General features: G+C 37.9%; 17 protein-coding genes and 1 other RNA gene. 1 reads left to right on the top strand and 17 read right to left on the bottom strand.

The features are described 5' to 3' along the window. Positions 1–75: 75 nt before the first annotated feature. The 16 genes from KUV80_RS03795 to KUV80_RS03720 all read right to left on the bottom strand — a co-directional run bounded on the left by KUV80_RS03795 (position 76) and on the right by KUV80_RS03720 (position 14,404). A complete protein-coding gene (locus tag KUV80_RS03795) occupies positions 76–1,596 on the bottom strand; it encodes a carboxypeptidase M32 (protein ID WP_222461338.1) in 1,521 nt (506 codons plus the stop codon). Positions 1,597–1,690: 94 nt separating this feature from the next. Then, positions 1,691–1,870 carry a hypothetical protein gene (locus KUV80_RS03790; RefSeq protein WP_222461337.1) on the bottom strand — a complete coding sequence of 60 codons (180 nt, stop codon included), beginning with the start codon at positions 1,868–1,870 and terminating at the stop codon, positions 1,691–1,693. 152 nt (positions 1,871–2,022) lie between these two features. Beyond that, positions 2,023–2,400 (bottom strand): PH domain-containing protein, encoded by a 378-nt coding sequence (locus KUV80_RS03785; protein ID WP_222461336.1) that lies wholly within the window; start codon positions 2,398–2,400, stop codon positions 2,023–2,025. Positions 2,401–2,811: 411 nt separating this feature from the next. Continuing rightward, positions 2,812–3,954, bottom strand: a complete 1,143-nt coding sequence (locus tag KUV80_RS03780) for a THUMP domain-containing class I SAM-dependent RNA methyltransferase (protein WP_222461335.1) — start codon at positions 3,952–3,954, stop codon at positions 2,812–2,814. A 123-nt stretch (positions 3,955–4,077) separates the two neighbouring features. Beyond that, positions 4,078–4,486, bottom strand: an RNA gene (rnpB, locus tag KUV80_RS03775) — RNase P RNA component class B. Positions 4,487–4,564: 78 nt separating this feature from the next. After that, on the bottom strand, positions 4,565–4,879 hold the full coding sequence (gene gpsB, locus KUV80_RS03770; protein WP_222461334.1) for a cell division regulator GpsB: 315 nt from the start codon (positions 4,877–4,879) through the stop codon (positions 4,565–4,567). An 88-nt stretch (positions 4,880–4,967) separates the two neighbouring features. After that, positions 4,968–5,525 (bottom strand): DUF1273 domain-containing protein, encoded by a 558-nt coding sequence (locus KUV80_RS03765; RefSeq protein ID WP_222462246.1) that lies wholly within the window; start codon positions 5,523–5,525, stop codon positions 4,968–4,970. A 414-nt stretch (positions 5,526–5,939) separates the two neighbouring features. Continuing rightward, positions 5,940–7,205 carry a ribonuclease H-like domain-containing protein gene (locus KUV80_RS03760; protein ID WP_222461333.1) on the bottom strand — a complete coding sequence of 422 codons (1,266 nt, stop codon included), beginning with the start codon at positions 7,203–7,205 and terminating at the stop codon, positions 5,940–5,942. Continuing rightward, positions 7,189–9,471 carry a DEAD/DEAH box helicase gene (locus KUV80_RS03755; protein WP_222461332.1) on the bottom strand — a complete coding sequence of 761 codons (2,283 nt, stop codon included), beginning with the start codon at positions 9,469–9,471 and terminating at the stop codon, positions 7,189–7,191. The genes KUV80_RS03760 and KUV80_RS03755 overlap by 17 nt, the downstream gene beginning before the upstream one ends. Positions 9,472–9,612: 141 nt before the next feature. Next, positions 9,613–10,416 carry a DNA-formamidopyrimidine glycosylase gene (mutM, locus tag KUV80_RS03750; protein ID WP_222461331.1) on the bottom strand — a complete coding sequence of 268 codons (804 nt, stop codon included), beginning with the start codon at positions 10,414–10,416 and terminating at the stop codon, positions 9,613–9,615. Positions 10,417–10,512: 96 nt separating this feature from the next. Continuing rightward, entirely contained in the window at positions 10,513–11,361 is an 849-nt protein-coding gene (gene kynA / locus KUV80_RS03745; RefSeq protein ID WP_222461330.1) for a tryptophan 2,3-dioxygenase, read from the bottom strand. Positions 11,362–11,604: 243 nt separating this feature from the next. Then, positions 11,605–12,042, bottom strand: coding sequence for an SRPBCC family protein (locus KUV80_RS03740; protein ID WP_222461329.1), 438 nt, complete (start codon positions 12,040–12,042; stop codon positions 11,605–11,607). Between the two features lie 140 nt (positions 12,043–12,182). Further along, positions 12,183–12,371, bottom strand: coding sequence for an alpha/beta-type small acid-soluble spore protein (locus KUV80_RS03735; protein WP_066395381.1), 189 nt, complete (start codon positions 12,369–12,371; stop codon positions 12,183–12,185). A 130-nt stretch (positions 12,372–12,501) separates the two neighbouring features. Further along, positions 12,502–12,690: a hypothetical protein gene (locus tag KUV80_RS03730; RefSeq protein ID WP_222461328.1), complete on the bottom strand. Its 189-nt coding sequence runs from the start codon at positions 12,688–12,690 to the stop codon at positions 12,502–12,504. Between the two features lie 209 nt (positions 12,691–12,899). Further along, positions 12,900–13,829: a rhodanese-related sulfurtransferase gene (locus KUV80_RS03725; protein ID WP_222461327.1), complete on the bottom strand. Its 930-nt coding sequence runs from the start codon at positions 13,827–13,829 to the stop codon at positions 12,900–12,902. 86 nt (positions 13,830–13,915) lie between these two features. Beyond that, on the bottom strand, positions 13,916–14,404 hold the full coding sequence (locus KUV80_RS03720; RefSeq protein ID WP_222461326.1) for an ankyrin repeat domain-containing protein: 489 nt from the start codon (positions 14,402–14,404) through the stop codon (positions 13,916–13,918). Between the two features lie 189 nt (positions 14,405–14,593). Here KUV80_RS03720 and KUV80_RS03715 point away from each other — a divergent pair, with 189 nt between their 5' ends. Further along, on the top strand, positions 14,594–15,364 hold the full coding sequence (locus KUV80_RS03715; RefSeq protein WP_246625016.1) for a LysM peptidoglycan-binding domain-containing protein: 771 nt from the start codon (positions 14,594–14,596) through the stop codon (positions 15,362–15,364). A gap of 58 nt (positions 15,365–15,422) precedes the next feature. On the opposite strand, the gene KUV80_RS03710 is transcribed toward KUV80_RS03715, so the two are convergent. Beyond that, on the bottom strand, positions 15,423–15,719 hold the full coding sequence (locus KUV80_RS03710; RefSeq protein WP_222461325.1) for a YciI family protein: 297 nt from the start codon (positions 15,717–15,719) through the stop codon (positions 15,423–15,425). Between the last annotated feature and the right edge of the window lie 66 nt (positions 15,720–15,785).

Here is a 15,785-nt window from a genome sequence, read left to right as displayed (position 1 = left end):
TAGACAAAATCAATAAAAATGAAACCTCAATAGAAAAGCCGGTTCTCAATCATTTTGAGAGCCGGCCTGAGTCAATTATCCGTTTAATCGGTAAATGTCACTGTACTTCTTCTCAAAATAAGCAATGAGATGATCAGGATTAAGCCCTTCACCTGTAACATCTTTTAAAATTTCAATCGGCTTTTTCATCTTCCCGTACTGGTGAATATTTTTAGTTAACCATTCTTTGATCGGCAGAAGATTACCAGACTCAACAAGTGAATCGAAATCCGGAATGTCATTCACCATTGCATTTTTTAATTGAGCCGCGTAAATATAGCCTAATGCATAGGAAGGGAAGTAACCAAAGCTGCCTCCTGACCAATGTACATCTTGAAGTACACCTTCCGCGTCGTTTTTCGGTGTTACTCCGATGTATTCTTGCATTTTTTCGTTCCAGATCCGTGGAAGGTCCTTCACTTCGATCTCGTCATTGAAAAGACCTTTTTCAATTTCATACCTTACAATAACATGCAGCGGATAAGTCATCTCATCTGCTTCAATACGTATAAGAGACGGCTCCACAACATTAATGGAACGATAGAAGTCATCTAACTCTACCCCATTAAACTGTGACCCTGAAACATTCTTTAATGTTGAATAATGGTTTTTCCAGAAACCAAAATGACGTCCAACAAAGTTTTCCCAGAACAGAGACTGTGATTCATGAATCCCCATTGAAGTACCTGAGCATAAAGGAGTGCCTACAAGTTCTTCAGAAATGTTTTGCTCATAAAGGGCATGTCCGCCTTCATGGATCGTACCAAATACTGCAGTACGGAAATCGTTTTCCATGTATTTCGTCGTTACACGTACATCACCAGGATTCAATCCGATAGCAAAAGGATGAACCGTCTCATCTAGTCGGCCAGAATCGAAATCATAGCCCATGTCTTTTAAAACATGAAGGCTGAATTCTTTTTGTTTGTCTTTCGGGAAATGGTCAAACAAGAATTTCGTTTCAGGCTGACCTGCTTCTTTTACTTTTTGAAGAAGAGGTACAATTCGGTCACGAAGCTTTGAGAACGTTTCGTCTAAGATCTCAACCGTAACTCCTGGCTCATACATATCTAAGAGCGTGTTATATTTATTACCTTCGTATCCCCAATAGCTGATGAATTTTTTATTGAACTCCACGAGCTTTTCTAAATAGGGCTGGAATAAAGAGAAGTCAGATTTATTCTTTGCTTCTTCCCATACGTTTTCTGCTTTAGATTGCAAAATAACATACTCTTTGAACTCAGCAGGAGGAATTTTCGCATTGCGGTCAAAGTCTTTTTTTACTTCTTCAAGTGTTTTTTTCGCAACGTCAGATAATGTGTCCTGTACTTCAGGTTTTGACAACTCTTCAATATAGTTTTTCATTTCATCTGAAGTAGACATAGCAAATACGTCTGCAGATAATGTTCCGATTACTTCTGAGCGTTGTTCTACTCCTTTTTTAGGTGCGCCTGTACGAAGATCCCAATACATCAATCCGATTGCTTCGTTAACGTGCACCATTTTTTTAACATAATCTAAAAATTCTTTTTCAACAGACAATTTGGTTTGTGTCATAAAAAATCAATCCCTTCACGTTTTCATAAAAAACATACCGTTATAGGAATTCGTGACGAAATAAAAAAGTCCTGCTGGTCAGTTTTATTTTTCTTTAAAAATCTTCTTTAAACATTTCCGCGTAAGGAGCAAATGTCGTGTCAATATTATTTACATGGCCGATGGATTGATGAAGGAGCTGATTGATTTCTTCTTTATGATGGCTTTCCAGATGTGGGTAAAGGTTATGATAGGCTTTCTTAATGCTGGATAAATGATTATAAGAAACGTACATGACGAAACCTTCTTTCGAATTCTTTTAGGTTTAGTATGTACAGAAAACGAAGCTCATTAAACGAAGAAACTTGAAAAGGAAGACGAGTTCAGCCATAAAAAAATCCCTTAAGCTAAGATCAGCTTAAGAGACGCAACTTTCGGATAAAGAGGCTATCTTGCTACATAGGTGGCTAATGCTTTTTGAACATCAAAGATACTTTTATCTTTTTTAAACTGTTTAGTAATAGGAAGTGCTGCACTTGATATCCAAATTTTTAATTCAGAATCTAGATCAAACGTGCCTGCCGTCTCAATACTAAAATGTGTAATGCTCTTGTACGGGACAGAATGATATTCAACCTTTTTACCTGTTAAGCCTTGTTTATCAATTAGGATTAAGCGAGTATTTGTAAAAACAAGATAATCTCTGATGATTTTAAATGCTTTTTCCGTTTTCTCACCCTCGGCAATAATCAATTCTAATTCTCTTTCTACTTGCTGAATATCAACTTCAGATGCATTTCCCATCATTCCACTCAAAATGCCCATTAATCCAACCCCCAATAAATTTTTATTTTCAACCTATTCTATAGGTAAACTGATATTCCTTCTTCAGAGGTTTTTACGGTATGTGTTCTTATAACTGTTACACAGTTGCTCATAGAACTTGCATATTCGCTCATAGAAATTGAATTTTTGCTCATAAAAATTGAATTTCTGCTCATTGAATGTGAATATGTGCTCTTACAACAAAAGAATTTCCTCTTAGAACTTGAACATCAACTCATTGAACGTAACAATTTTGCTCATATACTTATTTAGATGGCTTTTTCGAGACGGCTATTTTATAGTATTACGTTATCAATATGAACTTTACTTAAGAAGGAACGTATATTCGGTCAAAAAAACGTGAGAAATAAACAAAAAAGGCTGACTTTTAAGCCAGCCTTAATCAAAAAATTAAGATTCACGAGGTGGTCGTTTACCAAAGAACTGATAATAATCAGTCTTGAGATCGCCGTTATATAATTTTCGTTTTTTGGTAGCCGCTTTTCCGTAGTACTCTTCAAATTTTTCATTTGAAGTAATAACGTATACACTCCATGTATCATATGGTTTCATGGCATTCCCAAGATCACGATACATCTGTGCCACTTCTTCTCTTTCACCCAACCGTTCGCCGTATGGTGGGTTCGTAACAAGATAGCCATAGTCTTTTCTGCTCGTAAAATCACGAACTTGCATTTGTTTAAACGTAATAAAGTCTTCAAATCCTGCTTCGTTCGCATTGTTAATGGAAAGCTCAATCATCTTGTGGTCAATATCAGAGCCTTGGATATCAAGCGGCAGGTCATATTTTGCTACGTCCTGTGCTTCTCCTACTGCTTCATACCACACCTTTTTATCAATCCAATCCCATTTTTCAGATGCAAATTCCCGATTAAGTCCAGGAGCAATGTTTTGTCCAATCATTGCAGCTTCGATTGGCAAAGTACCAGAGCCGCAGAAGGGATCCACAAATGGTTTATCAGGGGTCCAATTCGTGAGCATGATAAGTGCTGCAGCCATCGTTTCTTTAATTGGGGCTCCACTATGAAGTTCTCGATATCCACGTTTATGAAGACCTGTACCACTTGTATCAATCGTTAGCGTAGCGATATCTTTATGAATCGCGACTTCAATACGATAAAGGGCACCGTCTTCTGGGAACCATGTTTTACGGTTATATTCTGTTTTAAGATTATCTACCACAGCTTTTTTAACAATTGCCTGACAATCAGATACTGAAAAAAGCTTTGACTTAACAGAACGGCCGATAACAGGAAATTCTCCATCTTCTGGAATAAAATTAGCCCAAGGCAGTGCCTTTGTTTTTTCAAATAGCTCGTCAAACGTTTCAGCTCTAAATTCTCCAACAACAAGCTTTACACGATCAGCCGTTCTTAGCCATAAATTGGCTTTAACAAGTGATTTCTCATCACCATCAAAATAAACTTTTCCATTCTCCACTTGAACGTTTTCAAAACCGAGTGCGCGTACCTCGTTTGCCACTAGCGCTTCCAAGCCCATTGCAGCCGTTGCTATCAGCCTTAATTGTGTCATCTTCATTAACTCCCTTAATGTTTCCGATTGTTATATCTATAAGTATACCCTGTTCTCTTTTATGTAAATAGAAAAAGCCCCGGTAAGCGGGGCCCTCATAGCTTTAATTAGGTACCAATAACGTTCTGTAAGCCATGTTCTGTTCCATAGTACTACAAGCGGCTGTTAGCCTCGTACACCGGTGGTAATCATCTATCTACAGAAAGCCTTGACTTCCTGTTCTCCCATTCGTTCAATTCCGAAAGGGAAACTCCCCTACCATAATTTGGGTTTCTCGCTCGTGGGGTTTACCTCGTTCCACTCCCTCTGTTTCCATCGGGACTACGTCACTGTGGCACTTTCAAGGTATTAACACCATATCCAATGGACTTAGGTGCGTTCCCTGCCGTTAACCCAGTAAGCTTTAAAAAAGCAAACCAAGCTACCCTGGCTTATTTTTTGGCCAGGCACGATCATTACGGTCATCTCAGATCCGTGCGAGCATGGACTTTCCTCTAAACTAGAAAATCTAGTCCAGCGATTACCCGAACGTTATTGATTTAAGTTTTTTAAAAGCAAGATTTATTATAGCAGTTGAAAAGGTAAAAATCAAATGGATAAAAACTGGAAATCAATCGTACAACTTGCTGCCAAATACATGTTTTTCCAGGTTGGATAAACGTTGGAGAATATCTGAATTGGTCGTACTGGATGTAACAGCAGGCATGCGGCGAGTCTGTTGTTGGTCTGAAGAACCTTGGGCTTCGCGACGCAAACGGTTATTTTCTTGAACTACTGCATCGTATTCTTTTTGGAAGTTTTCATAATCCTTGATAATTAAATCAAGAAATTTGTCTACTTCATCTTGATCATACCCACGAAAACCTTGTTTAAAGTCTTTTTCGAGTATTTCTTTCGCCGATAAATGAAAACGTTGTTCACTCATGTGAATCACCTCACATAAAAATTCTAAAGTTATTTTTTCAAATCATGAAGCAAATGTCAATTTGTTTTTGTTTCTTCATTACCTTTTTTTACTCGTTACGATTCCACTGTTCTTCCTGGACAAGAACATCCAAATCATAAGGTGTAATATAAAATATTTCGTATGAATTGTCCAATTCCTGCTTTTGCTTAGCGGCATGTAAATAATACTTCGGTGAACCATCCTTTTCTTCGTCGTAAAGAAGTAAAATGGCGTCACTTTTTTGAACGAGAAACTGATTTTTCACCCGCAACTGCTGAGGATTTTCATATGGTTTTCGACTGACTGAATCCACAAAATCTGCATTACTAAGTATTTCATGATATTTTTCTTGAACATTTTCTTTCCATCGAGTTTCTTGTTCTAAAAAGGGAGTAAGTACAGCTAATTTCAAGTCAGGGAACTCCAGTTGCATTTCCAACACCACTTCGGCTGACCACATTTCAACACCAGGTTGTCCACTGATTATGACCCACTCAAGTCCTTCATCTACTAATGAGCGAAGTCTTTGTTGAAGTGCTTTCTTTATGTAGTATACCCCTTCATGACTATCACTAAAAATTCCAAGCTCATGTGCTTTATACCCGCTTATCAGCAAAGTTTGAATCATGCAAGTCCCCCCTGCTAATGAAAACACCCGGCTTCTCATTTAGCCGGGCTTCTCATTAAAAGTTTTGTGTTGAGTGACTAATTTCATTGCCAATCATGAGCGTTAAACCAACAATTACAAAAAATAGAACGACAATCCACTGCTTCACGTACCATCTCTCCATGCCATAAAATATATCATTTCCCTCTTTGTGTTCCGCTTTATTTTGCGAAAACAATCGAAACGAGCGGATTATTGACGAAAAACACGTTGAATTATAAGGATTTGTGACGTATTTTGCGCTTACCCGGGGAATAAAAAAGAGGGGAATTTTATTTTCTCACAAACATTTTCATGTCCTCTCTTATTCTACAAAAAAGTAAGGACATTGAGAAGAGATATTTTCAATAAATTCATAAATTTGACGAATTTTTACGAATATTGGATGATGCGCTGCTCCAATCGTTCGATTCTTTTTGCAAATGCCCGTTTTTCCTGCTCTTCTTTTCTCTTCACTAACCGTTTTTTTTCCTTCCAAATCGTATGAGCAAGTTCTGCGTAATCTAAAGCCTTCTCATAATCTTTTAGTGCATGCTCATAATATTTGGAGAGTTCAATCGCAGGATCTTCATCTATATTATTTTCATTAAGCAATTCCTGCCAGTATTGAACGGAAACATCAATAATGTTTTGTTTTTTATAAAGGGAAGCAAGTGTTTTTTTAGATTGATATTGAAGTGAAGTCCCCGTTTGAAGGACTTCATGATACATGGAAATGGCCAGTTCAATCTCATTTAAAGCTTCATACCACCGAGCTGCTTCAAATGCCTCTCTCTCCGTACGAAACCCATTTCCTTGAACAAGTCCAGACATATGAGTGTAAAGAGTTATTAAAGATAAAACATCCCATTCATTGTGCTGAAAGACACCTTCAAGTAAAGAGGGATCTCCTTCTGTGCAATATTGAAAATAAAGCATTGGTGCTAAGTAGCCGGGAGTATCATGAACACGATTCACGTCAAGGATTTCTTTTTCCACAACAGAAAGCTTAACTGCTGGTAATGTTTCTTTCCAGAATCTTCTTGCCCCATGTAAAAGATCAAAATGGCCAAACTCGGGCAATGAGGGAACAAAATCTCGAATGAGTGTATGACGTGTTTTCACTTGTGGCCAATCAAAGGATTTCCCATTATAGGTCACAAGATTTTTTAATTCTTTTACGTGATTTAAAAAATAGTGATACAGAGCAACTTCAGATCCGGGTCCTGGGAGAAAAAACTGATGAACGAGGACGTGATCGTCTTTAATCTGGCTCATTCCGAGCATGAAAATCGTATTCCCCGCACCGCTGCTTAACCCGGTTGTTTCTGTATCAAAAAAAAGGAGGTCTTTAGCGTCAAGATCTTTTGCATGAAGCGGGTGTTCCGCATCAATATCTTTCCACTTATGAACCGCACCTATAACATCTGAAAAACGATATTTGCCCCATTTGTGATCAAGCGGATACTTCACCTTCCTGATGATACAATAATCCTCTTCAAAAAAATAAGGAGAAGCACCAAACTGTTCCCAATATTCTACATGATCAATGGATTTGTCTTTTTTTTCATCTGTTGTCGTTTCGGTTGGTAATGGAGTTGTCGAAACTGGGTTCACCATATGCTTTTTTAGGCGATTAAGTTTATTTTGAATCGACATGATTTGGTACTCCTTTAATCTCTGCAATCAATTTTACAGCTAGTGCTTTATTGTTGTTTCCTTCTTCAAATGTTCCTGTACAAGAAGGACAGCCTTTCTCACACGGACAATTTTTAATCATTAAAAGGGCTTGATCTAATACGGTATCCCATGAACCATACACCTTTTCGCTTAATCCAATTCCACCAGGATACCGATCATAAACAAAGATCGTCGGCTGTTCATTATGAACCGCTTTTACTTGTGGAACAACATGTAAGTCATTTGTATCACACATGACGAACAGGGGTGCAACATGACGTAATACATGAGCGATTCCTAATAAGCCGGCTTCTAACTTCTCTTCGGAAAGTTCTTCGTTTTGAAACGTTAACCAAGTCGCAGAAGTGTGGAGTTCCTCTTCTGGTAAGTGGATTGGACCTGAACCAATATTATCATGTGTTTCAAATTTGATTTTCTTGAAAATCGTTGCCTTTGCAACAACCATGACATCCCCAAATGCTTTTGCATTTTGTTCATTTTTCATCTCTTTGTCCACTTCCAGAACATTTAATGAAACAGCGAGATTGGCATCTGTAAAATAATCGACATCTACTTCACGTACAAACGCCTTTTTCTCTTCATAATCAAGCTTTTCAACTTGATATTGAGTTCCTTGATGCAGATAGATCGCCTCTTCATGCAAAAGAGTCATGGAACTAAAGCGATCCATCTCACCGATCACTTTAACATCTGCTACGTTGGTTTGGTCAATGATAATAACATTTTCCTGGGACGCAGAACGCAAACTAATAGTATGAGCAGGGAAAGAATCGTTCATCCAATAGAAATGTTTCCCTCTCTTATGAAGTACTTGTTCGTCAACTAAAAATTCAAGTACATCCTCAATTTCTTGGTCCCCAAATTTCTCATTCTCCTGAAACGGCAGTTCGTAAGCGGCACATTTTAAATGATCTACAAGGATAATCAAATTGTCCGGATTCATTCTAGCTGATTCTGGCGACCGTTCGAAAAAGTAGTCTGGATGTTGAATGACATACTGATCAAGCGGGGATGATGAGGCTACCATAATCACAATACTCTCATCTTGTCGTCTTCCCGCTCGTCCTGCTTGCTGCCATGCACTTGCTATAGATCCTGGATATCCTGTTAAAATGCAAGCATGAAGCTGACCGATGTCTACTCCAAGTTCCAGGGCATTTGTAGAAACAACTCCCATGATTTCTCCATTTCGCAGACCTTTTTCAATCGCCCGACGCTGTTTTGGTAAATAACCACCTCGATATCCTTGAATCGATTTTGTTCCAAATTCCTTTTTAGCGAGCTCTTGTAAGTACGTAAGCAAAATTTCCACCCTCACACGGCTTCTTGCAAAAACGATTGTTTGTATGTGGTTCTCTAAAAACAACTTGGCTAGATTCCTTGCTTCGAGTGTTGCGCTTCGCCTAACATTAAGCGGTTTATTCACAACAGGAGGATTATAGAAAAGAAAGTGCTTTCGACCTGATGGTGCACCATTATTGTTGATTAGTGTTATTGGATTCCCCGTAAGCTGTTCAGCTAGTTCTTTAGGATTCGCAATCGTTGCTGATGTACAAATGAAAATAGGATCGCTTCCATAAAAGTTACAGATTCGTTTTAATCGTCGGATAACATTTGCCACATGACTGCCGAAAACACCTCGATATGTATGTAACTCATCAATAACTACATACTTTAAGTTCTCAAATAACGCTACCCATTTTGTGTGATGCGGAAGAACGGCAGCATGAAGCATATCGGGGTTTGTCATAACAATATTCCCGGCTTTTCTCACGACCTGACGAATGTTAGCTGGTGTATCGCCATCATAGGTATAGCTTTTTATATCTAATCCCATTTCATCTATCAGTTCATTCATCTCGGATTTCTGATCTTGAGCAAGTGCTTTAGTTGGAAAAAGATAAAGAGCACGTGCTTCCGGATTGTTTGCGATTTCCTGAAGAACAGGAAGGTTGTAGCAAAGTGTTTTTCCAGAAGCAGTGGGTGTAACGGCTACAAAGCTTTCTGAACGCCGAGCAGTCTCATAAGCTGATAACTGATGAATATATAAGGAAGTAATCCCTCTTTTTAAAAGAGCAGATCGGATTGTAGGATGTAGTGTATCTGGGATAGGAACGGATACCGCTTCTTTTGGTTCGATCGTTTTCCAGTGTACAATTTGCTTAAATATATCAGGCTCACGTAAAACATCCATAACTTGTTGGATGGACTTTTTTCGAAACATGCTTCTCACCTCACTCTCTATTTTAACGAATATTTGTTCGTAATGAAACAGGGACTTAAACGTAATGTTCAAGTCCCGAAACTTTCTCCTGTTTTAAGTTGGATATATATTCAATGGCTTTCTTATACAAAAAGAGATCCATCATTCTTGACAGCTTGGACAATAAAATGATTTATTCGATGAGATTTCCATTTTTTCTATCTGTGTACCACACCGGTAGCAGCCTTTACCTTCTCTTCCATAGACAAGGAGCGAGTTGTTATACCCGCCCGTTTTTTGGTCTCCTTCAAACATGGGATGATCCATGTAACCACCTAACTCTATAGCCTTTCTTAATAGAGGTTTAATTGCATTAAAAAGTGCGTGAATCTGATTCCTTGATAATTCGTCTGCTTTCTTTCCAGGCTTTAATCTTGCTTCAAAGCAAATTTCATCTGAATAACAGTTTCCGATTCCTGCTAAGAACCTTTGATTTACGAGCAAGGGTTTTAGTGCTCCTTTTTTCTTACTGATTCGTTCTACAAAATCCGCTATTCTCATATCAAAAGGTTCTGGTCCTAAATCTTTAAGTTTGTTGTCTAATTCTTCCTTAGATACTAGATGAAGATAGCCCAATCGTAATCCAATAAAATAAAGCTTCAGTTCACCAAACGACAAGATGACTTGTTTTGTCCGGTCAGGAGCATTATTTTCGTTTCCTAAGAACATCCATCCTCCGAGCATTAAATGCAGCAAAAGATATTGACATGAATTCAACTCGAAGATTAGATGTTTTGCTCTTCTTTTTACCTTTGTCACAGCCTTGCCTTGTACTTGAGCTATAAAGTCGCTAACAGATCTATTTATTGATTTTTCTCTATTGATTTCCACTTTGGAAATGGGTTTATTGATTATGTTATGGTTTAAAAATATTCTGTATGTTTCCATCTCTGGCAATTCCGGCATCTTCCCAGCTCCTTAATATATCTTTCTTTATTATTGAGCTAGGTGTTATATTTATGTACAAAAATGGATGGCTTTACTAGCCATCCTCATTTATTACTATATACTTGTTCTTAATTCCCAAAGCTCAGGGAAGAAACGCTGATCTAAAACTTTTTTCAGATAGTTCACTCCTGATGAACCGCCAGTCCCTACTTTAAATCCAATGATCCTTTCTACTGTCTTCATATGGCGGAATCGCCACTGCTGAAGCCAGTCTTCAATGTCTACTAACTTTTCTGCAAGCTCGTATAGATCCCAGTACTTCTCTACATTTTTATAGACGATAAGCCAAGCTTCTTCAACACTGCTGTTGTATTCATATCGCTTCGTCACATCACGATTTAAGACTTCTTCATCAATGTGAAGGCCAGCTTTTGCCAGAGCCTGGATGGATACATCATACAGACTAGGGGTATGTAAAGCTGTTGTAAGCTGCTCGTGCAGGTCAGCATCTTTCTTATAAATTTCTAAAATATGTGGTGTTTTGTATCCAAGAGCAAATTCAATCATGCGATACTGATACGATTGAAAGCCTGATGCTTGTCCTAACTTATCTCTGAATTCCATGTACTCTGCTGGAGTAAGAGTAGAAAGAACATCCCATGATTCAATAATTTGAGATTGAATCTTAGATACACGTGAAAGCATCTTGAAGGCTGAGTGAAGATTGCCGTTTTCAATAGAAGAAATAGCTGATCTGGTTTCGTGTAAAATCAATTTCATCCAAAGCTCACTGACTTGATGAATGATAATAAAAAGCATCTCATCATGATGACCAGAAAGCCTTTTTTGACCGGATAAGATTTTGTCTAAATTGAGGTATTCACCATAAGTCATCTGATTGATAAAGTCTGTATGAATTCCTTTTTCTGATTCTTTGCTGTCCAACTTATTTTGTTCTGTCATAAGATCCACTCCCCATAATGACATTAAAACATATCATGTTAACGCTCTCATTATACATGAAATTTTCATTTTCTTTTAGCATTTCTTTGATATGACAATTTTCATGAAATTTATTGATACATTGTTATGACCGCAGAAAAGAAGACCATTTCAACCCGCAGTAAAACTTGCTGTTGATTGAATTTACGCTAATAAATAAGATAAGAAAAAGCTTGGGTTCTTTCCCCAAGCTTTTTTCTCTTATTATTTCTCTTCAAGGATAGCTTTCAATTTTTTTAAATCTTTCATATTTGCTCTTTTCATCATGTAAGACATAAATGGTGAGAAAAACTTCGAAAACCCCGTCGGTACGCCTTTGTTCCTTAATGTCATATGCGTTGCATCGTCTTCGATTGCTTCCCACGTATAGGTGGTTTCCATGGGAAAAGGTCCATTTGACGTTCTCATCACAAGCTTTTCACCAGGGATGTATTCAACAATTTCATACACATAAGCTAGCTGTCTTCCTAGGAATTCTGCCACAAAAGCTATTTTTGAACCAATCTTTATGACTTTTTCTGTTTTCCATTCTGCTGATTTAATGTTTACATACCATTCTGGAGCATGATCAGGGTTTGCAGCATATTCAGCTACTTTTTCTTTTGAACATCTTATTTTTATGTCAGTTAACACATCTACCATATGATACTCCTTCATCCTTATTTCTTTTCAACAAAATCTTTTAAGTGATTGGCAAGGAACATTGTAAGATTAAATAAGTCCAGAAAATAATAAAAACCCGGGACGAATCCCGAGTTTTTTCTTACAAGGAGGTTGCTGAATTAACGAAGTCCGCCTAACGCTTGTGCTACAAGACGCTTAGTGATTTCGCCACCAACAGATCCGTTTGCACGAGAAGTTGTGTCTGGTCCAAGATGTACTCCGAACTCAGCCGCGATCTCTTGCTTCATTGCATCAAGAGCTCCTTGTGCTCCAGGAACTACGATTTGGTTGCTGTTATTACGTGCCATGCGATTTCCCTCCTTTGGGAGATAATATGTACGGAAAAGCAGATTTGTTTTTCCGTTAAAGATAGTATGGTTTTATTTTGAAAACCTATTCATAGAAAAGTAAATTTTTTTCAAAAAAAAACAAGAACCGTTAAGAGTCCTTGTTTTCCGCATCTATGCTCATTAAATCTGTTTCTAGTAATTGAGCTTTTTTTAATTCTTTTACATGATGTCTCTTAAAAAACACTACAGTTCGCCAAGCGAAGATTGTAAAAATAGCAAGCGTGATAAAAGCAGGTATATACTCAAGTTTATTCTCTGGAAATACAATTGGAAGCATTTCTTTGCACCCTTTCGGTCAACATTACGATTTATTATATCAAATTACTGATATGATTAACATCTTATAACTCTTTTTTGTTTTCCTGAGTTCTGATTTTCTTTGCCTTTTCCAAAAATGATGCTAGTACAAGTAAACAAACACAAAGTATGCTTTCTATGCCAAACATCAGCATTTGGATTTAAAAAAACTGACACAAGAAGAGCACTTTACGTGTCCTTTTGGGTCAGTCCTTGCTCACTTTCTTCCTCTTTTACATAACGATTCCATGGATGGTCAAGGCATTCCTGGCTGCATGAACGTTTATGTTCCTTTTCACATTCTTCACACATCAACAAATGAGCATTACATTCAGGGTTCCCGCATTTCACATAACGTTCTTCAAGGTTTCCGCAATGATAACACTTGCCGACTACCTTGTCTTCTCCAGTTCTGTTGACCGGAACAGAGATTCGCTCGTCAAATACGTAGCATTTCCCGTCCCAATGTTTTCCTTTTGTTTCATCGTCATAGCCATAGCTGATAATGCCGCCCTCAAGCTGTGAAACATCTTTAAACCCTTCTTTTATTAGAAAACCAGAAAACTTTTCGCAGCGAATACCACCCGTACAATAAGTTAATATTTTCTTATCTTTATATTGACTAAAATTTTCTCTCACCCATTGTGGAAGCTCTCTAAATGTTTCTACATCGGGTCTGATGGCGTTTGAAAAATGTCCTAGGTCATATTCATACGTATTACGGGCATCTAAAATGACTACGTCTTCTTGCTGCATGGCTAGAAGCCATTCTTTTGGTGAAAGATGTTTGCCTGTTATTTCATTAGGGTTTACATCATCCTCCAAACTCAAATGAACAAGTTCAGGCCTTAATCTAATTTTCATCTTTTTAAAGGCATGTTCATTCGCTTCTTCTATTTTAAATACGGTATCTTTAAATCTAGGATCACTCTTCAAATATTCCATATACGCTTCGGTTTGTTCGATGGTACCAGAAACGGTTCCATTTATTCCTTCATGAGCTACAAGGATCCGCCCTCTTATTCCAAGGGATTTACAAAGAGCAAGGTGCTCTTCCTTAAAAGCCTCCGGGTTATCAATAGATACATACTTGTAATACAGCAAAACTCGATATTGCATTCTAATCACCTGCTTCACGTCTTAAAAACTACCTTACCTATAATAACAAATTATTAAAAAAAGAAAAATACAGGCTGCCCTGTATCTTAAATTTTGTTTAACGTATAATTTCGTAAAACACTTGCCGCATCTTCACAACCTTCTTCTTCGGCAAGCTCTAGTGCTGTTTTACCATCATCTTTTGCTGTAAACGGGTCAGCCCCATGATCAAGGTAAAATAAAAGCATTTCAGGGTCATTGTGATGGGCGGCTTGATGTAAAACCGTCCATCCTCCGCTTTGTTTTTCATTAATGCTTGCGCCATGTGATACCAATAACAAGAGCATTTCTTGTCGATTGCTTTTATTTGCTGCAGCCGCATGAAGTGGTGTATTAGCCATTTCGTTATGTGACTTTAATTGAACGTCTGCACCGTTTTTTAATAGCAGTGCCACTAGTTCAGTATGTCCGAAGTGAGCCGCAAGATGGAGCGGTGACCAGCCATCCTGTAATTCATTCACATCAACTTGTTCATCCAATAACAGACCGTGTACTTCCTCAAGATTTCCATCCATTACAGCTTTATGCAAGCTCATATGATCATCCCTTTCTATTCCTTCTACGCAAGTTAACTTCTACATTCCAACACGAAACCCTCTAACTCTTGATTACCATACATTTATTTACAAAATTTTTCTGTCATTCCCAGTTGTTTTTAGGGTGTGAATTGTGTGAATATTTACTTAGTGATAGTCGTTGGGGGAACCGGTAAATTGGGGGAAAATATGCGTTTAAAAATTGCATCTTTAAGTATGATTGTTTTTCTAATGATGGGATCTGCCGCTTACGCTTCGACACCATATACCGTTCAACAAAATGATACGCTATGGAAAATAGCTCAAAAGAACAATGTCAGCTTCAACACGTTTATCGGGATGAACCGAATAACTAGTTCTTCTATTTATCCAGGTCAAACGCTATATATTCCAACATCTTCTAAATCTTACACGGTAAAATCAGGAGATACCTTATATAAGATCGCTTCGGCGTCAAATGTTAGTTTATGGGCAATTCAACAGCTAAACCCTCAGGTTAAACAAATCAATTGGGTTTATCCAGGTCAAGTATTAGATCTGCCAGCTTCTTCGACACCTCAAACAACAGCACCTGCAGCTGCAAAACCATCCATTGGAGCATATGCAAGCCAGGTATCTGAACTTGTTAACGAAGAGCGTCAACAAGCAGGCCTTGCCCCATTAACACTTGATGCTGAATTAAGTCATGTAGCAATGGCAAAAGCTAAAGATATGATCGAAAACAATTATTTCGACCATAACTCGCCAACGTATGGATCTCCATTTGACATGATGCGGAGCTTTGGAATCGATTACACAGCTGCTGGCGAAAACATTGCAAAAGGACAAACTTCTCCTCAATCTGTCATGAACGATTGGATGAACAGTCCAGGTCATCGACAAAACATATTAAGCACAAGCTATGATTCGATCGGTGTTGCTTATTATCAAGGAGCTTGGGTACAACTATTCAAAAAATAAGGAACTTCTAAACGACTCTCACACATAAAAAAGCATGCAGCCTAATAGCTGCATGCTTTTATTTCTTCAAAAGAGAAACACGAAAAGGATAAAGCTTTCCTGTCATGATCTCATTCACAATCGCCGGATCGTTCATCATAATCGTCTGTGCTTCTTCTTCCTCTATATTTTGCAAGATTACTACACCGAAAGAGGCATCAAGACACGGCCCCGCTAGAACAAGCTTGCCTTCCTGCAAAAGATTTTGAAGATAAAAGAAATGCGCTTCTAAAGCATTTTTTTCTTCAGCCGTCTGATTACTGGTAAAGTTTTCTCTAATTGGCATAATCTGATATAAAAATTCATTCGTTTCCAATGAATATCTCCCCCTCTAGATGGAAGATTCTTTTTACTTCATGAAAAGTCCTTTTGCTATAACGTT

Origin of the sequence: Fictibacillus nanhaiensis, assembly GCF_019801215.1 — a bacterium.
GTDB lineage: Bacteria > Bacillota > Bacilli > Bacillales > Fictibacillaceae > Fictibacillus > Fictibacillus nanhaiensis_C.
This window is presented reverse-complemented; position numbering and strand designations above follow the sequence as displayed.